The following is a 26,029-nucleotide window of genomic DNA, read 5'->3' as shown; positions in this document are numbered from 1 at the left end:
GGTTTCGGCGTCCGAGGATCGCGTGAGCCTCGATCACGAACTCCCACGCTAGAGAGCTTCCGAAGGAATCTCCCATGGCATTCGAGAACAGCCCGTTCCGGCAGGGCGGCGCGACCGGGTACGGAGCCCCCTCGGGCTACGCCCGCGGCCAAGTCGAGGTCGACCAGGGCCTGCGCGCGTTCATGCTCGGCGTCTACAACAACATGGTGCTCGGCCTCGCCGTCTCGGCGCTGGTCGCGCTCGGCGTCAACAAGCTCGCCACCACCGCCGTTCCGGCGGAGGCGGCCCGCAACGGCGCCGGCCAGATGGTGCGGATCGGCGGCCAGTACCTGACGCAGTTCGGCATCACCCTCTACACCACGCCCCTGATGTGGGTGGTGGCGCTGGCGCCGCTCGCCTTCATCTTCTTCTTCTCCTTCCGCATGGACCGGATGTCGGCGGCGAGCGCCCGCACGACCTTCCTGGCCTTCGCGGCGGTGATGGGCGCCTCGCTCTCCACGCTGCTGCTCCGCTACACCGGGGCCAGCGTGGTGCAGGTCTTCTTCATCACCGCGGCGGCGTTCGGCGGTCTCAGCCTCTACGGCTACACCACCGCGCGCAGCCTGTCGGGGATCGGCTCGTTCCTGGTCATGGGCCTGATCGGCCTCGTGATCGCGAGCCTGGTCAACATCTTCCTCGCCTCGAGCGCGCTGCAATTCGCCATCTCGGTGATCGGCCTGCTCATCTTCGCCGGCCTGACCGCCTACGACACGCAGAAGCTGAAGGAAATGTACCTGTACGGCAACTTCGACCAGGAGGCTGCCGCCAAGGTCTCGGTGTTCGGCGCGCTGACGCTGTACCTGGACTTCATCAACATGTTCCAGTTCCTGCTCGCCCTGATGGGCAACCGGAACGAGTAACGCTCGCATCTCTGCGGGGCCTCGCGGACCCCGGCCGCCCCCGGCGGCCGGGGTTTTTGCTGCGCGGGGGCGGTCGGGCGGGGCGCCGTTGCGGGACGCCCGCGACGGGGTGATCGGCCCCCGGCCGACCGCGCCCGCTCGCCGGCTCCCTCCCCGCCCGCACCTGGGCGCGAATGCCGCAATCGTGGGACGGTGTTTTCGCCTCCCGCCCCCGGAGCGCGAGCTTTCTTCCGGACGGATCCGCTTCGGAAGAACAAAATTGGCGATATCGTCAGGTCTACTCGCCGCGGACCGTCGCACATTCCCGTGCTGCGCCGTCTAGATATCGCGCGAAGTCTTGATTCCCCCTGCGGTCGCCTTAAGCGAGAGGGCTGTGTTCGGGTCTCCGAACACGGGATCCGCGATCCCGGACACCCTCGAAGGACCTGCCCCATGCGACGCAGAGACCTCCTCGCCGGCGCCTCGGCGCTCCTCGCCGCCGGCGGCCTTCCCGCCCGCGCGGCCGCGGCCCTCCCCAGGGAGCTGCGCCTCGGCTTCCAGAAATCCGGCCTGTTCGTCTCGGCCCGCCAGCGCGGCGTCTACGAGGCGCATTTCCGGCCGCTCGGCGTCCCGGTGCGCTGGGTCGAGTTCCAGTTCGGCCCGCCCATGCTGGAGGCGCTGAACCTCGGCGCCATCGACTTCGCCACGGTGGGCAACGCCCCGCCGATCTTCGCCCAGGCCGCCTCCGGCAACCTCCTGTACGTGGCCGCCCAGGAGGCGGGCGGCGAGGCCGTGATCGTGCCCGAGGGCTCGGGGCTGCGCAGCCTCGCCGACCTCAGGGGCCGCACGGTCGGGGTGCCCAAGGGATCGAGCGCCCACGCCACCCTGGTGGCGGCGGTCGAGAAGGGCGGCCTCGGCTGGGGCGACATCAACCCGGTCTACCTCGCCCCCGCGGACGGCGTCGCGGCCTTCGCCCGCGGCGCGATCGACGCGTGGTCGATCTGGGATCCCTACCTGGCGATCGCGGAGGGCAAGGGGGCCCGCGTCCTCGCCCACAACCACGAGGTGGCGAACCCGCACAGCTTCTACCTCGCCAACCGGGCCTTCGCCGAGACCTACCCGGAGGTGGTCGGTCAGATCGCGGACGTGCTGGCGCGGGAAGCCGCCTGGGCCGAGGCCAACCGCGACGCCTACGCGCGGACGTTGCACGAGGCGCAGGGCATCCAACTCGAGGTCGAGGCGGCGATCGTCGCCCGCACCCGCTTCCGGATCAAGCCGATCGACGAGGCGGTCCTGGACGGCCAGCAGGCCACCGCCGACCGCTTCCACCGCCTCGGCCTGATCCCGCGCGCGATCCGGGTCCGCGACATCGCCTGGGCCTGGATCCCCAAGGCCTGATCCGCGCCGGCCGGTTAACGAAATATTGCGTCGCGCCGGCGCGACGCAACATTTCGCCCCGAACCGCCGCGTCCGACGCAAAATCCCGGACATGGCCGCCCCCTATACGCAGCTCAGCTTGAAATCAGGGACGGAACGGGGCGGGGGCGGTCATGATGGGCGTGGCGAGACTGATCCTGTTGGGCGCGATGCTGGCGGCCGGCATCGTCGTGATGGCGAACGGGCACGGGCCGCGCCCGGCCGCCCTCAGCCATGCGGCGCCGGCCCCGGCGGCGCCGGACGCCTGCGCGGGCGCCGCCTGGCCCTACCGTCCGGCGGCCTGCACCGGGACCGCGCCGCGGCCCGCCGTGCGGGTGATCGGCGCCGCGCCCCTGCGCCTCGCCGAGCGCTGACGCCGATGCCCCATTTCAGCGCCGACCTCCTGGAGGGCGACCCGGACGGCGCCGCCCTCCTGCGCGAGATCCTCGGCGCCGGCGCCCGGGACCGCTGCAGCGCCTGCGCGCCCACGCCCCTCTTCGCCGCCCCGCCGCCCCCGCCGCCGAACGGGCGCGCCCCGCGCGCGCCCCGCCCGGAGGGCCGCGCCTCGCGCCCGCGGGTCCGCCGCCAGCTGCGCGAGCGGCGCGCCGGGCTCGCGCCCCCGGCCTGACCCGCCCCCGCGCCGGGCGGCCCTGCCTGGCACTCCCGAACAGGGAGTGCCAAAATTTTTTCGGCGCCCCCTTGAACGGCGGTGTCCGCGCTCCCAGCTTGGCGGCGGCCGGGCGGCTCAGGCGAGAGCCCGGCCCTGTACGACATGGTTGAGAAGCGCTGGAGACACTCGATGACGTTCCAACCGCTCCATGATCGCGTGGTGGTCCGCCGCATCGACGCGGAGGAGAAGACCAAGGGCGGCATCATCATCCCGGACACCGCCAAGGAGAAGCCCCAGGAGGGCGAGGTCGTCGCCGTCGGGCCGGGCGCCCGCGACGAGGCCGGCAAGCTCGTCCCCCTCGACGTGAAGGCGGGCGACCGGGTGCTGTTCGGCAAGTGGTCGGGCACCGAGGTCCGCATCGACGGGCAGGACCTCTTGATCATGAAGGAATCCGACATCCTCGGCATCCTGGTGGCGACCGAGGCCGTCAAGAAGGCCGCCTGAGCGGGGCCTTCGATCCACGTCATGTCTCCCGAGGAGTGACATTATGGCAGCCAAAGACGTTCGTTTCTCCGCCGATGCCCGCGAGAAGATGCTGCGCGGCGTCGACATCCTGGCCAACGCCGTCAAGGTGACGCTCGGCCCGAAGGGCCGCAACGTGGTGATCGAGAAGAGCTTCGGGGCTCCGCGGATCACCAAGGACGGCGTGACGGTCGCCAAGGAGATCGAGCTCGCCGACAAGTTCGAGAACATGGGCGCCCAGATGGTGCGCGAAGTGGCCTCGAAGACCAACGACCTCGCGGGTGACGGCACCACCACGGCGACCGTGCTGGCCCAGGCCATCGTCAAGGAAGGCGCCAAGTACGTCGCCGCCGGCATGAACCCGATGGACCTCAAGCGCGGCATCGACCTCGCCGTCGCCGCCGTCGCCGAGGACCTGAAGCAGAACTCCCGCAAGATCACCCGCAACGACGAGATCGCCCAGATCGGCACCATCTCGGCCAACGGCGACGCGGAGATCGGCCGCATGCTCGCCGAGGCGATGCAGAAGGTCGGCAACGAGGGCGTGATCACGGTCGAGGAGGCCAAGACGGCCGAGACCGAGCTCGACGTCGTCGAGGGCATGCAGTTCGACCGCGGCTACCTCTCCCCGTACTTTATCACGAACGCGGAGAAGATGATCGCCGAGCTCGAGGATCCCTACATCCTGATCCACGAGAAGAAGCTGTCGTCGCTGCAGGCGATGCTGCCGGTGCTCGAGGCGGTGGTGCAGACCGGCAAGCCGCTGCTGATCGTGGCCGAGGACATCGAGGGCGAGGCGCTGGCCACGCTGGTGGTCAACAAGCTGCGCGGCGGTCTGAAGGTGGCGGCCGTGAAGGCGCCGGGCTTCGGCGACCGGCGCAAGGCGATGCTGGAGGACATCGCGATCCTGACCGCCGGTCAGATGATCGCGGAGGATCTCGGCATCAAGCTGGAGAACGTGACGCTCCCGATGCTCGGGCGGGCCAAGCGGGTGCGGATCGAGAAGGAGAACACCACGATCATCGATGGGGCCGGGGAGAAGGCGGACATCGAGGCGCGGGTGGCGCAGATCAAGGCGCAGATCGAGGAGACGACCTCGGACTACGACCGGGAGAAGCTGCAGGAGCGCTTGGCGAAGCTGGCCGGGGGCGTGGCGGTGATCCGGGTCGGCGGCGCGACCGAGGTCGAGGTCAAGGAGAAGAAGGACCGCGTCGACGACGCCATGCACGCGACCCGCGCGGCCGTGGAGGAGGGCATCGTCCCGGGCGGCGGCGCCGCCCTCCTGCGCGCCAAGGCCGCGGCCCAGGGCGTGAAGAGCGACAACGCCGACGTCCAGGCCGGCATCAACATCGTGGTGCGGGCCCTTGAGGCCCCGATCCGCCAGATCGCCGAGAATGCCGGCGTCGAGGGCTCGATCGTGGTCGGCAAGGTCGCCGAGAACGGCTCGGCCACCTTCGGCTTCGACGCGCAGAACGAGACCTACGTCGACCTGATCGAGGCCGGCATTGTCGACCCCGTCAAGGTCGTGCGCACCGCCCTGCAAGACGCCGCCTCGGTGGCCGGCCTGCTGGTGACGACCGAGGCGATGGTCGCCGACGCGCCCAAGAAGGAGGCCCCGCCGGCCATGCCGGGCGGCGGCGGCATGGGCGGCATGGGCGGCATGGGCGGTATGGATTTCTGAGCCGTCCCACCACCGACTCGGAGCGAAGGGCCGCCGCGAGGTGGCCCTTCTGCGTTCCGGCCCGCCGGCGGTTGACAACCATCATTAACCATGGTTCGGACCGCTGCAGCTTATGGTGGTTTTCCTGGACAAGAAAATCTTTCTCTTCGGTTTCCGTGCCCTCCATGTCCCCAGGTGTCCAAGTTCTCGGGGCTTTTCGCAGTGCCCGGGTTGAGGCAGGATCGGGCAGCTCTGGGCGTTCTGCTCGGCGTTTGTCACGGAATTTGCATCGAAATCTTGCGGCAGGCGGGGGATGGTGGGGGATGGCGGCGGCCCGCGCCCCGGCTCCGGCCTGCCCGCGCGGCCCGGCGCCGGAAGGGGACGATGATGTCTAAGCGATCGCTCGATCTCTCTCGCGAGGTTCTCCAGGCCATCCACCGCACGGCGACGCCCGAGAATGTCCGCGACCAGCTCCTCAGGACCCTGGCGGGGGTGGGCGTCGAGCACGTGCTGCTCGCCACCCTGCGGATCTGCGACGCGGTGCCCTGCGATCGCCGCCCGACCGTGTTCGCCGGCACCTACCCGGACGAGTGGGCGCGGCGCTACTATGCCCGGGACTACATACTCCACGACCCGGTGGTGCGCGGCGTCGGCGAGCGCGGCAGCGGCTTCGCGTGGTCCGATCCGGGCCTCTGCGCCCCCGACGACCGCGCCGCCCGCCGCGTCCTCGACGAGGCGGGCGAGTTCGGCCTGCGCGAGGGCTTCACCCTGCCGCTCCTGACCCTGGAGGGCGACACGGCGGGCGTCAGCTTCGTCGGCGAGAAGCTCGACCTCAGCCCCGCCGTGCGCGGCATGCTCACCCTCGTGGGGACCTACGCGCTCGGTCAGGTGCTGCTGCTCGCCAAGGGCGAGACGGGCCCCCTCGCCGAGCCGCTCTCCCCGCGCGAGCGCGAGAGCCTGCAATGGGCCGCGGACGGCAAGTCCGACCAGGAGATCGCCGACGCCATGGGCATCTCCGCGCACGGCGCGATCCGCCACCTGCGCGCCGTGCGCCGCAAGCTCGGCACCACGAGCCGCGCCCATGCGGTTGCATTGGGATTGCGACTCGGTATCATCAGTTGAATTCCCAAAGTACAAGTTCTTGGACTATGGCGGCCCGCTGCCATGCGTAGAAGGGACTCCGCACCACCGGAGCCTCCCGATGATTCACGTTGTCGATGCCACCAACATCCACCTCTACGCGGCCGAGATGGAGCAGGCCTACCGGCTCCGCCACGACATCTTCGTCAAGGACAAAGGCTGGAGCGATCTGAGGAGGCCGGATCAACGGGAGGTTGATCAGTTCGATGACGAGCACGCGGTTCATCTTCTTGCCATTCAGGAGGATGACCTTGTCGGATACTCTCGCCTCCTGCCGACCACGCGGCCCTATCTGCTCTCCTCCGTCCTGCCCGAGCTGTGCGACGGGCCCGCGCCGTCGGCGCCGCACATCTGGGAATGGGGCCGGATCTGCGTCTCGGACCGGGCCCGCATCTCCGGCCGACGCCTGAACCCGGTCGCGCTCGCGCTGACCACCGGGATCGTCGAGTGGGGCCTGCCGCGGGGCGTCTCCCGCTTCATCTCGCAGAACCCGACCTCCTGGCTCCTGCGCCTGATCCAGCTCCACTTCCGCGCCTTCCCGCTCGGCCTGCCGCGGGTGATCGAGGGCGAGGAGATCATCGCCGTCGAGGCGGGCTTCGACGAGCGCACCCTGCGCCAGCTCCGGGCCGTGCGCGGCGCCGACCGGCCGGTCCTGGCCGCCGCCTGACCCCCTCGCCCAGTCCAGCCCCCGCCAGGAATCCCCCGATGCACCGCGATTCACCCTCCGCGCGCCCGCTCCTGCCCGAGGGCGCGCGCCGCTCCGACGACGTCCAGGCCGAACTCGCGATCCTGCGCGCCGCCGCCGCAGCGATCGACCTGCAGTTCCTCCCCGACCCGGCGGTGGCCGGCCGGCCGGCCGTCCAGGCGCTGATCCGCGCCGCCTGGGAGGTGTTTCGCGAGTCCGGCCGGGACGATGCCAGCGGCGAGCCCAAGCTCAACTGATGGAGGACGGGGCGGAACCCTGCCATGCCGATCCGGCATGGGAGTCCCGGCGCGGCTCGACTTAAGCTCGCGGTCCGCGGGGCGAGGCCGCGGGCGCGGCGCGACGCCGCGCGCGGGGCCCTCCCCGCGGAGGGAGGCGCCAGCGCGCCGGCGCGGGTCTCTCGCGTCCAGCCAGGGGATGCGACGAGACCGTGACGAAGGACGCGCCCGCCCGGGCCTCGCTGCCGCTGCTCGTCGCCGTGACGATGACCGGGACCGTGGCGCTGCACATCTTCGTGCCGGTGCTCCCGGCCGCGGCGGCGGATCTCGGCACCTCGCCGGTCGTGGCGCAGCTGACGATCACCCTCTACCTCGTCGGCCTCGCCTGCGGACAACTCGTCTACGGCCCCCTCTCCGACCGCTACGGCCGCCGCCCGGTGCTGATCGCCGGGATGGCGCTCTACCTCGCGGGGCTGCTCCTGGCGATCCCGGCGCGCAGCATCGGCGTCCTGGTGGCGGCGCGGGTGCTGCAATCGCTCGGGGCCTGCGGCGCCCTCGTGCTCGGCCGCGCCATGGTGCGCGACGTCTCGACCGCGGAGGACGCCACGCGCAAGCTCGCGCTCCTCACCATGGCGATGACCCTGACGCCCGCCCTCGCGCCGGCGATCGGCGGCGTCGTGGGCGGGGCCCTCGGCTGGCGGGCGGTGTTCGTGCTCCTCGCCGCCCTGGTCGCCGTCCTCGGCACCCTCGTGCTGCGCGGCCTGCCGGAGACGAACCGGCACCCGGTCGCCCTGCCGGGCCTCTCGGCCGTCGCCGCCTCCTACCTGCGCCTCCTCGGGGCGCCGGTCTACCGCGCCTACGTGGTGGCGGGCGCCTGCGCGGGGACGAGCCTCTACGCCTTCCTGGCGGTGGCGCCCTTCCTGCTCGGCGAGCGGCTGGGCCGGACGCCGCAGCAGGTCGGGTTCGACTGCCTGCTCGTCGTCGCCGGCATGGTGGCGGGGGCGTGGATCGCCGGCCGCCTCGCCGGGCGGATGCCGATCCGGCGCGCCGCGCGCCTCGGCAACGGCCTGTGCTTCGCCGGGGCGCTGGCGCTGCTCGCCGTCGATCGCGGCGGCGCGCTCGGCGTGGCGACCCTGATCCTGCCCCTCGTCCTCTACGCGGTCGGGATCGGGCTCCTCGGTCCGAACGCCGTGGCGGGGCTGATGAATGTCGACCCGCACGCCGCCGGGGCCGCGTCGAGCCTCTACGGCTTCCTGCAGATGACCCTCGGGGCCGCGTTCACGGTCTCGGTCGCGGCGTGGCACGACGGCACCGCGACGCCGGTCGCCGTGACCCTGCTCGCGGCGGCCAGCCTGGCGGCCCTGGCCCTCCGGCGGGGCTGAGGCGGGCCGGCCCCGATCCCGGTCGTGCAGCCGTCGCCCGCCGCCGCGGCTTTTGCTTGGGCCGTCCTGACTTCGCCCCAGTGCCGAGCCGGAGGATTATGCAAGCCTTAGGAATTGATCGGCAAAGCTCGACGACGAGCATCTTCGGTTTCTAGGCTGCACTCGCGGCAACCGGGGCGTGAATCGCGATCCGGGTGCTTCGACGTTGGGGAATGGCGCATGCCCGATCTGAGGTCCGCGGAACCCGGGGACGCATCGGCGCCGCACGACGTCCCCGGTCATCCGACCGGCCCGCGGGGGCCGGGCCCGATGCGGTCCCTTCTGGCCGCGGCATGGTCGGCCCTCGCGCGGGGCGCCGACGACGCCCTGCGGGCGCGCGGGCTCGGCGCCGAGGCGGCCGACCCGCTCCGGGACCGCATCCGCGTCGCGCAATTCGCCGAGATCAAGAAGCAGATCCCCGCGCTCTACGCCTGCCTGACGGCGAACGCCGTCGCCGTCGCCTTCACGCATGCGCGGCTGGCGCCGCCCTGGCTGACGGTCGGGGTGCTCGCCCTCCTGGTCCCGATCTGCATCGGCCGCGGCATCCACTGGTACCGGCTCGACGCCGGGCGGGTCGACGCGGCCGAGGCGGCGGCCCGCATGCGCCGGACGGTCGTCCTCACCGCCTTCCTGTCCCTCGCCTTCGTGGTCTGGGCCGTCATGCTCGACGGCTACGGCGGCCCCTTCGAGCGCGGCCACGTCGCGCTCTTCGTGGCCATCACGGTCATCGCCTGCATCTTCTGCCTGATGCACCTGCCGGCATGCGCCCTCCTCGTCACCGCGATCGTCACCGCGGCCTTCCTGGCGCACTACCTCACGACCGGCAACGCGGTCTTCGGCGCCATCTCGCTCAACCTCGCTTTCGTGGTGATGGTGATGGTGCGCGTGCTGCGCGCCAACTACGACTCGTTCCTGAAGCTGATCCATTCCCAGGCCGCCCTGATCCGCAAGCAGGAGGAGATGCGGCTCCTGGCCGAGGAGAATTTCCGCCTCGCCCACACCGACAGCCTCACGGGGCTGCCGAACCGGCGCTACTTCTTCGCGGCCCTCGACGGCCTGCGCGACGGGCCGGACCGGGCGGAGCTGGCCCTGGCGATCTTCGACCTCGACCACTTCAAGTCCATCAACGACAGCTACGGGCATTCGGCCGGCGACCGCGTCCTCGCCGAGACCGGCCGCCGCCTGGGGAGCCTCGCGGGGAAGGCCGTCAGGGTGGCCCGTCTCGGCGGCGACGAGTTCGGCGCCCTGATCGACGCGCGGGCCCTCGGCCGCGACGTCGCCGCCTTCTGCCGGGAGGTCTCGGACCTGCTGAGGCAGCCGTTCCGCGCCGGCGACATCCTCCTGTCCCCCGGCTGCTCCTGCGGCGTCGCCTTCGCCAGCGCCGCCGACCGCGACGGCGCCGCCCTGTTCGACCACGCCGACCACGCCCTCTACCAGTCCAAGCAGCATCGCCGCGGCGCCGTGACGGTCTACTCGAAGGAGCAGGACGACCTGATCCAGGCCGAGCGCGCCGTCGAGGCGGCGCTGCAGGCGGCGGGACTGGAGGCCGAGCTGGAGCTGCACTACCAGCCGGTCTACGACCTGGCCTCCGGGTCGGTTCGGACGGTGGAGGCGCTGGCGCGCTGGCGGAGCCCGCTCCTCGGCGCGGTCCCGCCGAGCCGGTTCATCCCGGTCGCGGAGCGCTGCGGCCTGATTCACCGGCTGACGCTCCTGCTCCTGGAGAAGGCGCTCGGCGAGATCGACCACCTGCCGCAAGCGGTCGGCCTGTCCTTCAACCTGTCCTCGCACGATCTCAGCTCGCCCGAGGCGACCGACGCGATCGTCGCGCTCATCCTGCGCAGCGGCGTCGCGCCGAGCCGCCTGACCTTCGAGCTGACCGAGACGGCGCTGATGGCCGACCTGGAGGCGGCGGGCCGCTCGGTCGGCAAGCTCCGCGCCCTGGGCAGCCGGATCGCCCTCGACGATTTCGGCACCGGCCATTCGAGCCTCGGCTACGTGCACCGGCTGGGGCTCGACCGGATCAAGATCGACCGCAGCTTCGTGGCGAGCGTCGACACGCCCACCGGCGAGGCGATCGTGAAGACGATCCTGCACCTCTGCACGTATCTCGGCCTGGAATGCGTCGCCGAGGGCGTGGAGACGGAAGAGCAGCTCGACCGCCTGCGGGGCTTCGGCTGCCGCCTGGTCCAGGGCTACCTGCTCGGCAAGCCGGCGCCCCTGCGCGAGCTCTGCCCGACGCCCGGCTCCGGCGGGATCCTGCCGCGGTCGCGCGCCGCCTGATACCGGACCCGCTTTGATCAAGCGGATCCCGTATGCCAAGCCCGCGCGGCGCCTGAGCGAAGCCGACATCCGCATGGCCGAAATCGGAGATGGCGAAGCCATCAACCGGAGGTCGGATGACGGCTCAGGACCGGCTCCGCCCCGCCCCGCCCCGCTTCGCCTCCCGGCGGCAGCGATCCGAGCAGTAGCGCACCTCCTCCCAGACCCGCTCCCACTTGCGCCGCCACGCGAAGGGCCGGCCGCATTGGGCGCAGATCTTCTCGGGCAGGTCGCCCTTGCGGCGCATCGGCGGCACGGCTCAGCGGCCGGTCTGGCCGGCCTCCGCCAGCGGCAGCGTGCTCCAGCGGGTGATCTGCACGAAGCCGTCCCGGGCGGCCACCAGCACGTGGCGGCGGTGGCGGTGCACGATCGCGCCCGGCGCGTAGCGGTGCGGCTCGACCCAGCCGTCGGCCGCCGCCACGAAGACCCGGGCGTCGTTGAGCCGCGCCACGGTCTCGATCGTCCCGAAGGCCCGCACCTTGCGCAGCACCGCGGCGACGGGCTGGCGGAAATCGAGGGTGCGGTCCGCATCCGTCACCCGCGGCCAGTAGGAGCCGTCGCCCTGCGGCTCCGGGGCCCGCCAGCGGGCGGGCAGGTCGCGGGCGATCGGTCCGGCGGCCAGCCGCATCGCGGCGATCTGGCAGCGGGCGAGCAGCGTCTCGTGGGTCTCGCCGGGCGAGAGCGGGAAGAGCTCCTGGGCGAGGATGTCGCCGGTGTCGAACCCCTCCTCGGCGAGGACGTGGGCGGTGACGCCCCAGGTCTCGTAGGAATCGAGGATCGCCTTGAACAGCGGGTAGGGGCCGCGGCCGGTCGGCAGCGGCGAGGGGTGGAAGTTGAGCGCGTAGCGCACCCGGCCCGGCCAGCCGGTGATCAGCCAGGGATAGCCCGCGACGACGAGCGCCCAGTCGCGGCCGTGCTCCTGGGTCAGCGCGTCGAGATCCGCCGGCCGCACCCGCGAGAGCTGGATCGGCACGCGGTGGCGGCGCGCCAGCGTCACCACGCTGTCGTTGAAGTCGTAGATGCCGTCGCAGGGCCGGGTGAAGAGCTTGATCGGCTGCCAGCCGGCCCCCGCCAGGGCCTCGAAGACGCCGCCGAGAAAGTCGATCCCCGCGAAGGCGAACTTCATGCCCCTGGCTCCCCCGGATCGCCGCCGGCCCCTGCGGCAGTTCAGCTCGGCTGACCCGAGCCCGTCCCGCCATACCTAGCGCCGGACGCGGGCCAAGGGGAGCCGCAAGGCGCGCGGCAAAGGGGGGCGGCATGACGGGCGGGGCGGCACGGGTTCTGATCTTCGGCGGCACGGGCGGGATCGGCCTCGCCGCGGCCCGGGCGCTGCGGGCGCGCGGCCGGCCCCTCCACCTCGTCGCCCGCGACGCGGGCCGGCTCGCGGCGGCCGCCGCCGAACTCGGCGACACGACCGTGACGGCGGGCGACGTCACCGACCCGGCCACCGCCGCGCGCGCCGCCGCGCAGGCCGGGGACGCGCTCGGCGGCCTCGTCTACGCGGTCGGCAGCATCACCCTGCGGCCGGTCGCGCGGCTGCGGGCGGAGGAGATCGAGGCCGATTTCCGCCTCAACGCGCTCGGCGCCTTCCTGGCCGTGCAGGCCGCCGCGCCCGCGCTGCGGGAGGGGGCCGGGACGGGCACGAGCGGGGTCGTGCTGTTCTCCACGGTCGCGGTCGCCCAGGGCTTTTCCGCCCATGCCAGCGTGGCGATGGCCAAGGGCGCCGTCGAGGGCCTCGCCCGCGCGCTCGCGGCCGAACTCGCCCCGAGCGTGCGCGTGAACGTCGTCGCCCCCTCCCTCACCCGCACGCCGCTCGCCGCGCCGCTCACCGCCAACGAGACGGTGGCGAACGGCATCGCCGGCATGCACGCGCTCCAGCGCCTCGGCCGGCCCGAGGATGCGGGCGGCCTCGCGGCCTTCCTGGTCGGCGAGGAGGCCGGCTGGATCACCGGCCAGGTGATCGGCGTCGATGGCGGGCGCTCGCGCGTCCGCACCAGGGGCTGAGGCGCCGTGCGGACGCTGCGCTTCGTGCTGGGCGACCAGCTCCACCCGCGCCTCGCCGGCCTGACCGACCTCGACCCGGCCCGCGACGTGGTGCTGATGGCCGAAGTCGCCGAGGAGGCGACCTATGTCCGCCACCACAAGCAGAAGATCGCGCTCGTCCTCTCGGCCATGCGCCACTTCGCGGCGGAGCTGAGGGCGCGCGGCGTCGCGGTCGACTACGTGGCGCTGGAGGATGCGGGCAATACCGGCTCCTTCGGTGGGGAACTCGCCCGCGCGGTCGCCCGCCACCGGCCCGACCGGGTGGTGGTGACCGAGCCCGGCGAGTGGCGGGTGCTCGCGATGATGCGGGATTGGTCGGAGACGCTCGGCGTTCCGGTCGAGATCCGCGCCGACACCCGCTTCCTCTGCCCGCGCGAGGCCTTCGCGCGCTGGGCGGAGGGGCGCGCGAGCCTGCGCATGGAGACCTTCTACCGGGCGATGCGCCGCCGGACCGGCTTCCTGATGCGGGACGGCGCCCCGGTCGGCGGGCGCTGGAACTTCGACCAGGAGAACCGCCGCAAGCTTCCGGCCGATCACCGCCTCCCCGCGCGCCTGCGCTTCCCGCCCGACGCGGTCACCCGGGAGGTGATCGCCCTCGTGGCCCGGCGCTTCCCCGGGCATTTCGGCGATCTCGACGGGTTCGGCTGGCCGGTGACGCGGGAGCAGGCCCTGGCGGCCCTGCGCCACTTCCTGGACGAGTGCCTGCCCGCCTTCGGCGACTACCAGGACGCGATGCGGGCGGGCGCCCCCTTCCTCTACCACGCGCTGCTCGCGCCCGCCCTCAATCTCGGCCTCCTCGACGCCGAGGAGGTCTGCCGGGCGGCGGAGCGCGCCCACGCGGAGGGGCGCGCGCCCCTCAACGCGGTCGAGGGCTTCATCCGCCAGATCCTCGGCTGGCGGGAATACGTGCGCGGCCTCTACTGGGCGAGGATGCCGGATTACGCGGCCACCAACGCCCTCGGGGCGGCGCGCGACCTGCCCTGGTTCTACTGGTCGGGCGAGACGGCGATGCGCTGCCTCGCCGACAGCGTCGCGGCGACGCGGGCCCACGCCCACGCCCACCACATCCAGCGCCTGATGGTGCTCGGCAACTTCGCCCTCCTCGCCGGGATCCGGCCCGCCGCGCTGGAGGAGTGGTTCCTGGTCGTCTACGCGGATGCCTACGAGTGGGTGGAACTCCCGAACGTCCACGGCATGGCGCTGTGGGCGGACGGGGGCCTGCTCGCCTCCAAGCCCTACGCGGCCTCCGGCGCCTACATCGACCGCATGTCGGATTACTGCCGCGCCTGCGCGTACGACGTGCGGCTGAAGAGCGGGACGCGGGCCTGCCCCTTCAACTACCTCTACTGGGCCTTCCTGATCACCCACGCGGAGCGGCTCTCGGGCAACCCGCGCCTCGCCATGCCCTACCGCACCCTCGCGCGGATGCCCGCCTCCCGCCGCCGGGAGATCCTGGCCGATGCCGCGCGCTTCCTCGCGGGGCTCGACGGGTCAGAGGGGCAGCCACAGGCAGGTCGCCAGGAAGAGGCCGGGACGCCGGACCTTTTCCTCGTAGAGCCATCCGGCTGAGACCCGCCCGTTGGCCTCGCCGAGGGCGAAGTCGGTGAGGTGGAGGCCGAGCGACCACTTCCGGTAGCCGGTCGCGTCGGCGTAGAGGGCGGCCTCCGGGCCCAGATAGGCCGGGCCCGCCCGCCATCCCCAGGAGACCCGGCCCCAGCCGTCCCGGCGGGCGCTGCCGGTGATCGCCGTGACGGTGAGGAGGGTCTCGGGCGTCGGCCGGGCCCAGACCTCGGCGTGGAGGCGCAGGCCGAAGCGCAGGGCGCGCCGCGGCGCGCCGCCGGTGCCCAGCGTCTCGAAGGACATCTCGGGACCGACGAGGACCGCGACGACGCCCCATTCCCGCAGCCACTGCCAGCCCCCCAGGGCGTTGGCGAGGACGGTGTGGCGGAACACCCGCGGCGGGCGCCGCCCGTCCGGGGCCGGGCGCCCGTACCAGTCGCGCTCGCTCCGCAGGCCGGTGCCGAACCCGCCGAGCAGGACGAATCCGTCGCTGACGAGGCCGCCCGGCGCGGCCTTGACGCCCGCGTTGACGAAGGTGGAGCGGCCCGCATCGAGGCCGCCGAACAGCACCGCCCGGACCTCGTCCCGGCCCTCGGCCGCGGCCGCCTGCGCCCAGAGCAGCGCGCCGCAGGCCGCCGCGAGATCGCTCCATCCGCGAAGCTGATTCGGGCCGCGCAAGGGACGATCCGGTGCGGTGCGGTGCAAACCGATGGAAAAGTCTTTTCCATCGTCTTTCGAGTCAACCCTCTTCCGTTAGGAAAATCGCAAGATGTCGGAACGAATCGGGATCGCCGCGCCTTCCTCAGAGGAAGTCCGGCGCGCGGCAGGGCCGGCGCGGGGCTGCTAGCAATCCCTCGCGGATGCTGCCAAAGCCTTGTTTTTGCACGCGAAAGCCGATTTTTGGTCTTGAGCTTAACGGTGCCTTCGCCCCATCATCGGACCGTTAGCCGGCAAGTTGCGCGGCCGCGATCGGTTCGGCCGAGGAAGGAGGTCCGATGGTTTCCAGGGAGTTCCTGCGTCAACTCGAGGGCTATGGTCTGACCACCGCGCAGATCCTGTACCGCATGCCCGACCATCCCGGGGTGCTGCAGACCTACGTCTGGCAGGATTACGATCTCGCCCCGAAATTCCCGGTCCTGCACGATTTCCTGGCGTTCTGGGAGCGCGAGCTGGAAGGCCCGCTCCATTCGGTGCGTGTGTCCCATTCGCAACTCATCAAGCCGGCCGAGTTCCGGACGGTGAACGGCGTGCTCACGCTGCACTGAACCGGGGGGCCTGCCTCAGGAAAGCCCGGTTGCTCGGCTGAAGACGGCCCGGTTGCCCTCTCGCGGGGGCGCGAGGATGGCTGCGGATGACGAGCACGCGCGCGCGGTTGGCGGCGGCGCCCCGGGAGCCGGTCGGGCTCCTGGACCGGGACGACGAATGCGACGCATCGCCCGCACGACGGGCGGTCGGGTTGGCCGAGGGGAAAGAACAGGTTAGAGCGGGCGCCGCGACCGAGGCAGCGGACGGCACCCCCTTGACCAAACCGACGCGAACCTCCGACGTCCTGACGGTGCTGGCCGCGCAGGAGGCCGACCGTCTCACGGTCGGGGACATCGTGGCGGTGCTGCGCGACCGGGCCTTCGCCCTGCTGGTGGTGCTGCTCGGCCTGCCGAACTGCCTGCCGATGCCGCCGCCGATCCCGCTGATCTGCGGGCTGCTGCTGGCGCTGGTGGCGGCCCAGATCGCGGCCGGGATGTCGGCGCCCTGGCTGCCGCGCGCCCTGCTCGGCCGCTCGATTGCCCGCTCCGACCTGCAGCGGGCGGTGGCCCGGGCGGTGCCGCTGCTGCGGCGCCTGGAGCGCTGGTCGCGCCCGCGCATGCGCGTCTTCGAGAACGAGGTCGGCATGCGGGCGATGGGCCTGCTGCTGCTCACCCTCGCGCTGGTCCTGATCGTCGCCGCGCCGATCGTCGGGCAGATCCCGCTCGGGCTCGCCGTGTCCCTGGTCGGGCTCGGCCTCGTCGAGCGCGACGGGATCGTGGTGATGGCCGGGCTCGGGGTCGGGGCGCTCGGCGTGCTGCTGAATCTCGGCTTCGTCTACGCGGTGTTCAGCGCCGTCGTGGGCCTGTTCAGCCTCGGAATCGCCTGATCCGACATCCGACGGATCGCGTCGCCATCTCCCATTTCGGCCATGCGGATGTCGGCGTCGCCCAAGCGCCGCGCGGGCGTGTGATCCGGGATCCGCTTTTCGGACGTGATCGTCCGGACAGCGGATGATTCATCTCAGAGCGGAGCGTTCGGGGATCGCGCGAGGCCGGCGAGGGTCTCGGGCGTGTCGACGTCGAGGAGGATCCCGGCCTCCTCGACCGGCCATTCCCGCACGTCCCTCCGCCCGGCGAGGAGCGGCCCCGCGCCCCGGTCCCCGGTGAGCGCCGCGAGCTCCGCCGCGAGCCGGCGGCGGTTGAGGAGCACCGGGTTGCCGCGCCGCCCGGCGCAGACCGGCACCACGGCCGCGTCGGTCCCCGCGAAGGCCGCCGCGAGGCCGGCCAGCAGCGCCGGGGGCACGCGCGGCATGTCCCCGAGCAGGATCATCGCGCCCTCCGCCGCCTCCGGCAGGGCCGCGAGCCCGGCCCGCAGGGAGGTCGACAGCCCCTGCGCGTAGGCGGGATTGCGCACGAGGACGAGGTCGAGGCCGGCGAGCGCCGCGCGCACCGCCTCCTCGGCGTGGCCGAGCACCGCGACGACCGGCCCGATCCCGGCGCGCAGGGCCGCCTCGGCGGCGTGGCGCACCAGGGGCACCCCGTCGAGCGGCGCCAGCAGCTTGGGCGCCGGGCCGAAGCGGGTGCCGCGGCCGGCCGCGAGCAGCACGAGGCCGACCGGCGGGCTCACGCCCCGTCCTCCGCCTCCGCCGGGGCGCCGCCCTCCCGCGGCTGCGGCCGGGAGACGATCTCCATCAGCAGCCCCCCGACCCCCATGCCGACGAGGTCCGCGCGCCCGACCGGGATGCCGGCGAGCAGCCGGTGCAGCACCCAGTCGAAGCCGTTCTCCTTCGGCGAGCGGGCGCAGCCCGGCGCCCCGATCACCGGGACCTCCCCGAGGCGCCCGAGCAGCAGGAGGTTGCCGGGATCGACCGGCATGCCGAGATGCTCGACCCGCCCGCCCGCCGCCGACAACCCGGCCGGGATCACGTCCCGCCGGTCCGCGATGGCCGAGGCGCCGAACACCACGACGAGGTCGGCCGGCGCCGCCACCGCCTCGCGCAGGGCGGCCGCGACGGATTCGGCCCGGTGCGGCACCCGCGTCTCGGCGGCGAGTGCGGCGCCGGCCGGCGCGAGGCGCTCCCCCAGGACCCGCAGCGTCTTGTCGACGACGCTGGGCTTGAGGCCCGGCAGCAGGGTGGAGACCACCGCGACCCGCCGCAGGCGATAGGGCGCCACCGCGACGGCCGGGCGGGGGACGGCCTCGCGCGCCCGGCGCAGGACGTCGCCCGGGATCGCGTAGGGGATGATCTTGACCGTGCCCACCATCTCGCCGGCGACGACGGGCTTGAACGGGGCGAGGGTCGCCAGGGTGACGGCCTCGTCGACCCCGTTGACGGCCGCGATCGCGCCGCCGTCGAGCACGAGCACGCCCGCCGCGGCGGCGTGGAGGTTGGCGCGGCCGGTGAAGGGAGGGGCGAGCTCGATCCCCTCCCCGGCCACGGACGCGGCGATCGTCCGGGCGGCCTCGTCCTCGCCGACGTCGCCCGGCTCCGGCGCCGCGACGACGACCTCGGCGATGCCGGCCTCGGCGAGGCGGCGGACCTCCTCGGCGCCGATCCGGCTGCCCTTGCGCAGCACCGCGCCGCCCGCCCGCACCGCGTGGGCCGAGATCAGCCCGACGGAATCCGCGACCGGGACGGGACCGAACCTCATCGGCTCACCTCACGGGCCGGCGCGGCGCAGGGCCGCGACGATCTCGGCGAGGATCGAGACGGCGATCTCGGCCGGGCTCACCGCGCCGATGGCGAGGCCGATCGGGGCGCGCAGCCGCCCGATCCGCTCCTCGGACAGGCCCGCCTCGCGCAGCCGCTCGACCCGCCGGGCGTGGGTCTTGCGCGAGCCGAGCGCCCCCACGTAGAAGCACTCCGCCGCGAGCGCCGCGACCAGCGCGGGATCGTCGATCTTCGGGTCGTGGGTCAGCGCCGCGACGGCCGTGTAGGCGTCGAGGGGCGGCAGCCCCGCCAGGGCCTCGTCCGGCCACAGCGCCACGAGGGGCACGTCCGGGAAGCGCTCGGGCGTCGCGAAGGCGGTGCGCGGGTCGATGATCGTGACGTCGAGCTCGACGAGGCGGGCCATCGGCGCCAGCGCCTGGCTGATATGGACCGCGCCGACGATCACCAGCCGCGGCGGCGGCACCTGCACGGTCAGGAAGACGGGCCCGCCCTCCGCCTCGGCGAGGCCGCTCCGGCCCGTCCGGAAGCGGGGCAGGAGCTCGGCCGCGAGCGGGTCGGCGGCGGCCTCGGCCTCGCGCACGAGGCGCTGCGCGGAGCCGTCGAGGGCGGTCACCAGGATCGCGGCGCGGCGCGCGGCGCGCTCGGCGTTGAGGGCCTTCAGGAGATCAAGCTGCATGGCGTTCCCCGCGCCGGACCCTCGCCGGGCTCCCCCTCACGCGACCCGCTCCACCAGCACCCGGATCCGCCCGCCGCAGGACAGCCCGACCCGCCACGCGGTCTCGTCGGCGACGCCGAATTCCAGCACGCGCGGGCGCCCCTCCTCGATCACCTCCAGCGCCTCGGTGATCACCGCGCCCTCGACGCAGCCCCCCGAGACGGAGCCGAGGAAATTGCCCTCCTGGTCGATCGCCAGGTGGCTGCCGACCGGGCGGGGCGCCGAGCCCCAGGTCTCGATCACGGTGGCGAGCGCCACGCCGCGCCCGGCCTCGCGCCAGGCCTGCGCGGCCGAGAGGATGTCGGTGTCGGTGGAGAGCATCGAGGATCTCCGGCGCCCCGCCGCGGGCGCGCTGCCGAGAAGGTAGGCATCAGCCGGCCCGGCGCAACCAAGCGCGCGGGTCGTCGGCGCGGACCGGCCCTGCGCCGAGCGCGCGGCAGAGATCCTCCATCGCCGCGAGGCTGTGGATCGGCCGGAAATCGTGGACGTGGGGCAGCATCGCCCGGATGCCGGCCGCCCGGGCCTCGAAGCGGTCGAAGCGCAGGAGCGGGTTCAGCCAGACGAGGCGGCGGCAGGAGCGCTTCAGCCGGTCCATCTCGAAGGTCAGTTCCGGCGTCACCTCGCGCTCCAGCCCGTCCGTGAACAGCAGCACCACCGCGCCCCCGCCGAGCACCCGGCGGGACCAGTGCCGGTTGAAGGCGTGCAGGGCCGCGGCGATGCGGGTGCCCCCCTCCCAGTCGCGGGCCCGGGCGCTCGCCCGGACGAGCGCCTCGTCCGGGTCGCGCCGGGCGAGTTCGCGGGTGATGTTGGTGAGCCGCGTCGCGAAGACGAAGCTGTGCACCCGGCGCCGCTCGCCGAGGGCGTGCAGGAAGTGGAGGAAGAGGCGCGAGTACTCCGCCATCGATCCCGAGATGTCGGCGAGGGCGACGATCGGCGGCGGCCGCACCCGCGGCGACCGGAACGCGAGGTCGATGCTTCCCTGGGCGCGCAGGGTGCGCTGGAAGCTGCGCCGCGGGTCGATCCGCCCGCGCGCCGTCGGGGCGAAGCGCCGGGTGCGGGCGGCGTCGTCGGGCAGCGCCAGGGCGGCGATCAGGCGGCGGGCCTGCGCCACCTCCTCGGTCGACATCTGGGCGAAGTCCTTGGCCTTCAGCACCTCGCGCTCGGAGACCGTGAGGGTGGCGCGCAGGGCCGCCTCGTCCTGCTTCGGCCGGGGCCGGGGGGCGTCGGGCGCGAGCGCCTCGCGCACCCGCAGGGCCCCGGCCTTCGGCGGCTCGCGCCCCCGGGCCGGCGCGACCGGCGCCATCTGGGCGATCAGCGCCTCGATGAGGTCGCGCCGCCGCCAGAACAGGCGGAACGCCTCCTCGAACAGCACCGAATGCTCGTGCTTGCGCACCAGGACGGCGTGGAGCGTCCAGTAGAGGTCCTCGCGGCTGCCGATCCGGGCCGCCACCACGGCCTCGACCGCGTCGATGACGTCCCCGGGCCCGACCGGCAGCCCGGCCCTGCGCAGGGCGCGGGCGAAGTGGGCGATGTTGTCCGGCAGCCGGCCCGTCATCGCGCGGCCGACCGCACCTCGTCGAGGAGCGCCTTGGCCCGCCCGGCCTGCATCGCCGCGATGTCGTCCTGGTACTTCAGCAGCACGCCGAGCGTGTCGGAGACCAGGGCGGGATCGAGGGCGACGGCGTCGAGCTCGACGAGGGCGGTCGCCCAGTCGAGGGTCTCGGCGACGCCGGGCGCCTTGAACAGGTCCTCCTTGCGGATCGCCTGCACGAAGGCGACCACGTCGCGGGCGAGCGCCTCCCCGGCGCCGGGCACGCGCCGGCGCAGGATGGCGAGTTCGCGCGCCGCGTCCGGGTAATCGACCCAGTGATAGAGGCAGCGGCGCTTGAGCGCGTCGTGGATCTCGCGGGTGCGGTTCGAGGTCAGCACCACGATGGGCGGCTCGGGCGCCCGCACGGTGCCGAGTTCCGGGATCGTGACCTGGAAATCCGACAGGATCTCGAGCAGGAAGGCCTCGAAGGCCTCGTCGGTGCGGTCGAGTTCGTCGATCAGCAGCACCGGGGCGCCGCCCTCCCCCGGCTCCAGGGCGCGCAGGAGCGGTCGCCGGATCAGGTAGCGCTCGGAGAAGAGTTCGGATTCGAGCCGGTCGCGGTCGACCCCGCCGCCCGCCTCCGCGAGGCGGATCGCCATCATCTGCCCGGCATAGTTCCACTCGTAGACCGCCGAGGCGACGTCGAGGCCCTCGTAGCATTGCAGCCGGATCAGCGGCCGGCCCAGGCTCGCGGCCAGGACCTTGGCGATCTCGGTCTTGCCCACGCCCGCCTCGCCCTCGAGGAAGAGCGGGCGCCTCAGGCGCAGCGACAGGAAGGCCACCGTGGCGAGCGCCCGGTCGGCGACGTAGCCGGCCGCGGCGAGGAGGTCGAGGGTGGCGTCGATCGAGGCGGGCGGGGTCATGCGGTCCCTGTCTCCGGGTCGGAGACCGGGACGTAGCGCGTCACGAGGATGCTGTCCGCCCGCTCGCGCATCGCATGCGCATCGAACCCTGCCTGCATGTGCAGCAGCGTATCCATGCTGACGCCGAAGGCCTTCTCCACCCGCAAGGCCATTTCGGGCGACAGGCTCGCCTTGCCGTTGAGCAGGTCGGAGAGCGTCGCGCGGCGGACATCGAGGATGTCCGCCGCCTTGCCGACCGAGAGGTCGAGCGGCTCGATCACCTCCGCGCGGATGAACTCGCCGGGATGCGCGGGTTTCATCCCGATCCGGATCGGCGGCTCGGCCATCGATGGTCATCCTCCAGGTCGAGGTTGTAGATCTCGCCCTCACCCATGTCGAACGCGGTGCGCCAGGTGCCGGAGGCCGAGACCGACCGCGTGCCGGCGCGACTCACCCCCGAACCGATCGATCCGCCGCCCATGCGCGGTCCTGCCGGACAGGGCTCACGCGGCCGCGCCCCGCGGGGCGCGCGCCCTCACCGGCCCGTCGCGGCCTGCACGGCCCGGCGCGCCATGACGCCGATCAGGTGCGCCCGGTACGCGGCATCCGCGTGGAGGTCGCCGATCAGGTCGTCCGCCGAGGCCTTGAGCCCGTCGAGGGACTTGGCCGAGAAGCGCTTGGCCAGGGCCTCCTCGGCCTCCCGCCAGCGGAAGACCCCGTTCGCGCCCGCCCCGGTGACGGCGACGCGGATGTCGCTCGGGCGCTTGGCCACGAAGACGCCGACCAGGGCGTAGCGGGAGGCCGGGTTGCGGAACTTCTCGTAGGCCGCCTTGTGGGGGATCGGGAAGGAGATTGCGGTGACGATCTCCCCCTCCTGCAGGGCGGTCTCGAACAGCCCGCGGAAATACTCCTCGGCCGGGATGCGCCGCGTGTTGGTGATGATCGTGGCGCCGAGCGCTAGGCAGGCGGCCGGGTAGTCGGCCGAGGGATCGTTGTTGGCGATCGAGCCGCCGATCGTGCCGCGGTGGCGCACCGCCGGGTCGCCGATCAGGCCGGCGAGTTCGGCCAGCGCGGGGATCGCCTCCCGCAGCTCGGGCGAGTCCGCGACGGCGCCGTGGGTCGTCATGGCGCCGATCGTGACCGCGCGGGGCGTGCGCTCGATCCCGGCGAGGTCGGGGATGGCCCCGAGATCGATCAGGTGGCCGGGCGCGGCGAGCCGCTGCTTCATCGTCGGGATCAGGGTGTGGCCGCCGGCCACGAGCTTGGCGTCCTCCTGCCGGGTCAGCAGGGAGACCGCCTCCTTGAGGCTCGCGGGGCGGTGATACTCGAAGGCGTACATGGGGCGGGCTCCCGGTTCACTCGGCGGCGACGGGTTCGGGCTGGCGGGCGGCCTGCGCGGCGCGCCAGACCGCCAGCGGGGTTGCCGGCATCGCGATGTTCTCGTGCCCGAGGGCGTCGGTCAGGGCGTTGATCACGGCGGCGGGCGCCGCGATGGCGCCGGCCTCGCCGCAGCCCTTGATGCCGAGCGGGTTGGACGGGCAGGGCGTCACGGTCATCCCGACCGCGAAGGAGGGCAGGTCGGCGGCCCGGGGCATGCGGTAATCCATGAAGCTCGCGGTGACGAGCTGGCCGTCCGCGTCGTAGACGGCGCCCTCGAACAGGGCCTGGCCGACGCCCTGCGCGATGCCGCCATGGACCTGGCCCTCGACGATCATCGGGTTGATGACGTTGCCGAAATCGTCGACCGCGGTGAAGCGCTCGATCGTGACCTGGCCGGTCTCGGGATCGACCTCGACCTCGCAGACGTGGACCCCGGCCGGGAAGGTGAAGTTGGTCGGGTCGTAGAAGGCGCCCTCCTTGAGGCCGGGCTCCAGCTCGGCGCCGCTGAACTTGTGGGCGACGTAGGCCTGCAGCGCCACCTCGCCGAAGCTCAGGGAGCGGTCGGTGCCGGCCACGGCGAAGCGGCCGTCCTTGAACTCGATGTCGCCCTCGGCGGCCTCCAGGGCGAAGGCCGCGACCTTGCGGCCCTTGGCGACCACCTTGTCGAGGGCCTTGGCGATGGCCGACATCCCGACCGCCCCCGAGCGGGAGCCGTAGGTGCCCATGCCGAACTGCACCTTGTCGGTGTCGCCGTGCACGATGCTGACGCTCTCGATCGGCACGCCGAGCCGGTCGCTGACGAGCTGCGCGAAGGTGGTCTCGTGGCCCTGGCCGTGGCTGTGCGAGCCGGTCAGCACCTCGATCGAGCCGGTCGGGTTCACCCGCACCTCGGCGGATTCCCACAGGCCGACGCCCGCCCCCAGCGCCCCCACCGCCTGCGAGGGCGCGATGCCGCAGGCCTCGATGTAGGAGGAGAAGCCGATGCCGCGCAGCTTGCCGCGCCGCGCGCTCTCGCGGCGCCGCCGCGGGAAGTGCTGGTAGTCGGCGGCCTCCAGCGCCTTGTCGAGGGAGGCGACGTAATCCCCGACGTCGTAGGTCATGATGACCGGCGTCTGGTGCGGGAAACTCTTGATGTAGTTGCGGCGCCGGAAGCGGGCCGGGTCCTGCCCGATCTGCCGGGCCGCGACCTCGACGAGGCGCTCGATCACGAAGGTCGCCTCCGGCCGGCCGGCTCCCCGGTAGGCGTCGACCGGCGCGGTGTTGGTGTAGACGCCGTCGACCTCGCAGTAGATCGCCGGGATGTTGTACTGGCCCGACAGGAGCGGCGCGTACAGGTAGGTCGGGACCGAGGAGGCGAAGGTCGACAGGTAGGCGCCGAGATTGGCCGTGGTGTGGACCCGCAGGCCGAGGATGCGGCCGTTCTCGTCGAGGGCGAGCTCCGCCCGGGTGACGTGGTCGCGCCCATGCGCGTCGGCCAGGAAGGCCTCGGTGCGGTCGCTCGTCCACTTCACCGGCCGGCCGACCTTCCTGGCGGCCCAGACGCAGACCGTCTCCTCGGCGTAGATGAAGATCTTGGAGCCGAAGCCGCCGCCGACGTCGGGCGCTACCACCCGCAGCTTGTTCTCGGGCGCGATGCCGATGAAGGCCGAGAGGACGAGCCGGGCGACGTGGGGGTTCTGGCTCGTCGTGTAGAGGGTGAAGGCCTCCTCGGCCTCGTCGTACTCGCCGATCGCGGCGCGCGGCTCGATCGGGTTGGGCACCAGGCGGTTGTTGACGATGTCGAGGCTGGTGACGTGCCTGGCCCGGGCGAAGGCGGCCTCGACGCTCTCCCGGCTGCCGAGGTGCCAGCTGAACACCACGTTGTCGGGGGCGACGTCGTGCACGGCGACCTCCGCGCCCCGCGCCCGGGCGGTCTCGACCACCGCGGGCAGCACCGCGTAGTCGACGCTGATCGCCTCGGCCGCGTCGCGGGCGGCGGCCAGGGTCTCGGCCACCACCACGGCGACGTGGTCGCCCACGTAGCGCACCTTGCCCTGGGCCAGGGCCGGGTGCGGCCCGGCCCGCATCGGGCTGCCGTCCTTGGAGTGGATCATCCAGCCGCAGATCAGGCCGCCGACCTTGTCGGCCGCCAGGTCCTCGCCGGTGAACACGCCGATCACCCCCGGCATCGCCCGGGCCGCGGCGGCGTCGATGCCGCGGATCTCCGCGTGGGCGTGGGGCGAGCGCAGGAAATAGGCGTAGGCCTGGCCCGGCCGGTTGAGATCGTCGACGTAGCGGCCCTTGCCGGTGATGAAGCGCTGGTCCTCCTTGCGGCGCACGGGGGCGCCGATGCCGCTCGCGGTCATGTTCCCTCTCCCGTCCCTCGTCGATGGCGTTCCTCGCGGGTCCCCGGGCCTCTGGCGGGCCGGTGAACCCCGCGCGCTACTCGGCGGCCTGCCGCAGGGGCGGCTCGCCGCCCATCGCGGTCGCGCCGGCCGCGATCGCCTTGACGATGTTGTGGTAGCCCGTGCAGCGGCACAGGTTGCCCTCGAGCTCGTGCCGGATCGTGGCCTCGTCGAGGGCGTGGCCCTTGCGCCGCACGAGGTCGACCGCCGTCATGATCATCCCGGGCGTGCAGTAGCCGCACTGGAGGCCGTGATGCTCGCGGAAGGCCGCCTGCATCGGGTGGAGGGCGCCGCCGGGCTCGGCCAGCCCCTCGATCGTGGTGACCTGCCGGCCGTCGGCCTGGACCGCCAGCACGGTGCAGGCCTTCACGGCCTGCCCGTCGAGATGCACCACGCAGGCGCCGCACTGGCTGGTGTCGCAGCCCACATGGGTGCCGGTGAGGCGCAGCGTGTCCCGGACAAACTGGACGAGCAGCGTGCGCGGCTCGATCTCGGCGGTCACGGCCTTGCCGTTCACCGTCAGGCTGACGGAGCTCATGGTGCTTTCCTCCTCGTCGGCCTGCCCGCCGGACCCTTGCGGCGGATCCTTCGCGCCGGGCGCCCGGGCCGGCCACCCTCTTGTTTCGGAATCGTTCGAAAACGAGTGTCAACCGGCCGCGGCGGGCGGTCAAGGCGGGCTTTGGGGGACTCTCGGGTGCCAAATGGCGCGGT

The 26,029-nt window shown here is 73.0% G+C and carries 28 protein-coding genes; 15 read left to right on the top strand and 13 right to left on the bottom strand.

All coding sequences use genetic code 11. The features are described from left to right. Positions 1-74 precede the first annotated feature (74 nt). The 11 genes from MET2598_RS0114430 (at position 75) to MET2598_RS0114380 (ending at position 10,848) form a co-directional block, all read left to right on the top strand. Positions 75-899: a Bax inhibitor-1/YccA family protein gene (locus MET2598_RS0114430; RefSeq protein WP_012335169.1), complete on the top strand. Its 825-nt coding sequence runs from the start codon at positions 75-77 to the stop codon at positions 897-899. Positions 900-1,331: 432 nt separating this feature from the next. Next, a complete protein-coding gene (locus tag MET2598_RS0114425) occupies positions 1,332-2,276 on the top strand; it encodes an aliphatic sulfonate ABC transporter substrate-binding protein (RefSeq protein ID WP_012335168.1) in 945 nt (314 codons plus the stop codon). Positions 2,277-2,431: 155 nt separating this feature from the next. Continuing rightward, positions 2,432-2,668, top strand: coding sequence for a hypothetical protein (locus MET2598_RS0114420; protein ID WP_012335167.1), 237 nt, complete (start codon positions 2,432-2,434; stop codon positions 2,666-2,668). A 5-nt stretch (positions 2,669-2,673) separates the two neighbouring features. Continuing rightward, positions 2,674-2,922 carry a hypothetical protein gene (locus MET2598_RS0114415; protein ID WP_018261290.1) on the top strand — a complete coding sequence of 83 codons (249 nt, stop codon included), beginning with the start codon at positions 2,674-2,676 and terminating at the stop codon, positions 2,920-2,922. A gap of 171 nt (positions 2,923-3,093) precedes the next feature. Continuing rightward, positions 3,094-3,408 carry a co-chaperone GroES gene (gene groES / locus MET2598_RS0114410; protein WP_012335165.1) on the top strand — a complete coding sequence of 105 codons (315 nt, stop codon included), beginning with the start codon at positions 3,094-3,096 and terminating at the stop codon, positions 3,406-3,408. A 43-nt stretch (positions 3,409-3,451) separates the two neighbouring features. Beyond that, entirely contained in the window at positions 3,452-5,107 is a 1,656-nt protein-coding gene (gene groL, locus MET2598_RS0114405; protein WP_018261289.1) for a chaperonin GroEL, read from the top strand. 366 nt (positions 5,108-5,473) lie between these two features. Then, positions 5,474-6,208 carry a LuxR family transcriptional regulator gene (locus MET2598_RS0114400; protein WP_026190720.1) on the top strand — a complete coding sequence of 245 codons (735 nt, stop codon included), beginning with the start codon at positions 5,474-5,476 and terminating at the stop codon, positions 6,206-6,208. Between the two features lie 79 nt (positions 6,209-6,287). Then, positions 6,288-6,893: an acyl-homoserine-lactone synthase gene (locus tag MET2598_RS0114395; protein WP_018261287.1), complete on the top strand. Its 606-nt coding sequence runs from the start codon at positions 6,288-6,290 to the stop codon at positions 6,891-6,893. 38 nt (positions 6,894-6,931) lie between these two features. After that, positions 6,932-7,168 carry a hypothetical protein gene (locus tag MET2598_RS0114390; protein WP_012335161.1) on the top strand — a complete coding sequence of 79 codons (237 nt, stop codon included), beginning with the start codon at positions 6,932-6,934 and terminating at the stop codon, positions 7,166-7,168. 191 nt (positions 7,169-7,359) lie between these two features. Continuing rightward, the gene (locus MET2598_RS0114385; protein ID WP_018261286.1) at positions 7,360-8,529 is read left to right on the top strand and encodes a multidrug effflux MFS transporter; all 1,170 of its coding nucleotides are present in this window, start codon (positions 7,360-7,362) and stop codon (positions 8,527-8,529) included. 309 nt (positions 8,530-8,838) lie between these two features. Continuing rightward, positions 8,839-10,848: a putative bifunctional diguanylate cyclase/phosphodiesterase gene (locus MET2598_RS0114380; RefSeq protein ID WP_020493655.1), complete on the top strand. Its 2,010-nt coding sequence runs from the start codon at positions 8,839-8,841 to the stop codon at positions 10,846-10,848. 124 nt (positions 10,849-10,972) lie between these two features. On the opposite strand, the gene MET2598_RS39160 is transcribed toward MET2598_RS0114380, so the two are convergent. Further along, positions 10,973-11,143, bottom strand: a complete 171-nt coding sequence (locus tag MET2598_RS39160) for a DUF2256 domain-containing protein (RefSeq protein ID WP_198293016.1) — start codon at positions 11,141-11,143, stop codon at positions 10,973-10,975. A gap of 3 nt (positions 11,144-11,146) precedes the next feature. Then, entirely contained in the window at positions 11,147-12,013 is an 867-nt protein-coding gene (locus tag MET2598_RS0114370) for a methionyl-tRNA formyltransferase (protein ID WP_012335157.1), read from the bottom strand. A gap of 131 nt (positions 12,014-12,144) precedes the next feature. Here MET2598_RS0114370 and MET2598_RS0114365 point away from each other — a divergent pair, with 131 nt between their 5' ends. Together MET2598_RS0114365 and MET2598_RS0114360 are read left to right on the top strand one after the other, a co-directional pair. Further along, positions 12,145-12,891 carry an SDR family NAD(P)-dependent oxidoreductase gene (locus MET2598_RS0114365; protein WP_012335156.1) on the top strand — a complete coding sequence of 249 codons (747 nt, stop codon included), beginning with the start codon at positions 12,145-12,147 and terminating at the stop codon, positions 12,889-12,891. A gap of 6 nt (positions 12,892-12,897) precedes the next feature. Further along, positions 12,898-14,499, top strand: a complete 1,602-nt coding sequence (locus tag MET2598_RS0114360; protein ID WP_018261284.1) for a cryptochrome/photolyase family protein — start codon at positions 12,898-12,900, stop codon at positions 14,497-14,499. Here MET2598_RS0114360 and bcsS read toward each other — a convergent pair. After that, a complete protein-coding gene (gene bcsS, locus MET2598_RS0114355) occupies positions 14,422-15,168 on the bottom strand; it encodes a cellulose biosynthesis protein BcsS (protein WP_018261283.1) in 747 nt (248 codons plus the stop codon). The genes MET2598_RS0114360 and bcsS overlap by 78 nt on opposite strands. 317 nt (positions 15,169-15,485) lie before the next feature. Between bcsS and MET2598_RS0114350 the strand changes: the two genes are divergently transcribed. Next, a complete protein-coding gene (locus tag MET2598_RS0114350) occupies positions 15,486-15,755 on the top strand; it encodes an usg protein (RefSeq protein WP_012335153.1) in 270 nt (89 codons plus the stop codon). A gap of 254 nt (positions 15,756-16,009) precedes the next feature. After that, positions 16,010-16,621, top strand: coding sequence for an exopolysaccharide biosynthesis protein (locus tag MET2598_RS0114345; protein ID WP_018261282.1), 612 nt, complete (start codon positions 16,010-16,012; stop codon positions 16,619-16,621). Positions 16,622-16,755: 134 nt separating this feature from the next. Here the strand turns inward: MET2598_RS0114345 and MET2598_RS0114340 are convergent, their stop codons facing one another. The 10 genes from MET2598_RS0114340 to MET2598_RS0114290 form a co-directional block, all read right to left on the bottom strand. Continuing rightward, positions 16,756-17,361 carry a nucleotidyltransferase family protein gene (locus MET2598_RS0114340; RefSeq protein ID WP_018261281.1) on the bottom strand — a complete coding sequence of 202 codons (606 nt, stop codon included), beginning with the start codon at positions 17,359-17,361 and terminating at the stop codon, positions 16,756-16,758. Beyond that, on the bottom strand, positions 17,358-18,386 hold the full coding sequence (locus tag MET2598_RS0114335) for a molybdopterin-binding protein (protein ID WP_012335150.1): 1,029 nt from the start codon (positions 18,384-18,386) through the stop codon (positions 17,358-17,360). The genes MET2598_RS0114340 and MET2598_RS0114335 overlap by 4 nt, the downstream gene beginning before the upstream one ends. Positions 18,387-18,395: 9 nt before the next feature. Then, entirely contained in the window at positions 18,396-19,082 is a 687-nt protein-coding gene (locus tag MET2598_RS0114330) for an XdhC family protein (protein ID WP_012335149.1), read from the bottom strand. A 36-nt stretch (positions 19,083-19,118) separates the two neighbouring features. Further along, entirely contained in the window at positions 19,119-19,442 is a 324-nt protein-coding gene (locus MET2598_RS0114325) for an XdhC family protein (RefSeq protein WP_012335148.1), read from the bottom strand. A gap of 49 nt (positions 19,443-19,491) precedes the next feature. Next, complete coding sequence (locus tag MET2598_RS0114320) at positions 19,492-20,676, bottom strand: vWA domain-containing protein (RefSeq protein WP_012335147.1); 1,185 nt, start codon at positions 20,674-20,676, stop codon at positions 19,492-19,494. After that, on the bottom strand, positions 20,673-21,575 hold the full coding sequence (locus MET2598_RS0114315) for an AAA family ATPase (protein WP_012335146.1): 903 nt from the start codon (positions 21,573-21,575) through the stop codon (positions 20,673-20,675). The genes MET2598_RS0114320 and MET2598_RS0114315 overlap by 4 nt, the downstream gene beginning before the upstream one ends. Continuing rightward, on the bottom strand, positions 21,572-21,901 hold the full coding sequence (locus MET2598_RS0114310; protein WP_012335145.1) for a HigA family addiction module antitoxin: 330 nt from the start codon (positions 21,899-21,901) through the stop codon (positions 21,572-21,574). The genes MET2598_RS0114315 and MET2598_RS0114310 overlap by 4 nt, the downstream gene beginning before the upstream one ends. Before the next feature lie 188 nt (positions 21,902-22,089). After that, a complete protein-coding gene (locus MET2598_RS0114300; protein ID WP_018261279.1) occupies positions 22,090-22,893 on the bottom strand; it encodes an FAD binding domain-containing protein in 804 nt (267 codons plus the stop codon). Between the two features lie 16 nt (positions 22,894-22,909). Continuing rightward, positions 22,910-25,279: a xanthine dehydrogenase family protein molybdopterin-binding subunit gene (locus MET2598_RS0114295; protein ID WP_018261278.1), complete on the bottom strand. Its 2,370-nt coding sequence runs from the start codon at positions 25,277-25,279 to the stop codon at positions 22,910-22,912. Positions 25,280-25,355: 76 nt separating this feature from the next. Then, positions 25,356-25,856 carry a (2Fe-2S)-binding protein gene (locus MET2598_RS0114290; protein ID WP_018261277.1) on the bottom strand — a complete coding sequence of 167 codons (501 nt, stop codon included), beginning with the start codon at positions 25,854-25,856 and terminating at the stop codon, positions 25,356-25,358. Positions 25,857-26,029: the final 173 nt, after the last annotated feature.

The organism is Methylobacterium sp. WSM2598, assembly GCF_000379105.1.
In the GTDB taxonomy this organism is placed as follows: domain Bacteria; phylum Pseudomonadota; class Alphaproteobacteria; order Rhizobiales; family Beijerinckiaceae; genus Methylobacterium.
The sequence above is the reverse complement of the archived record's forward strand: the minus strand, read 5'-3'. Positions and strand labels throughout refer to the sequence as shown.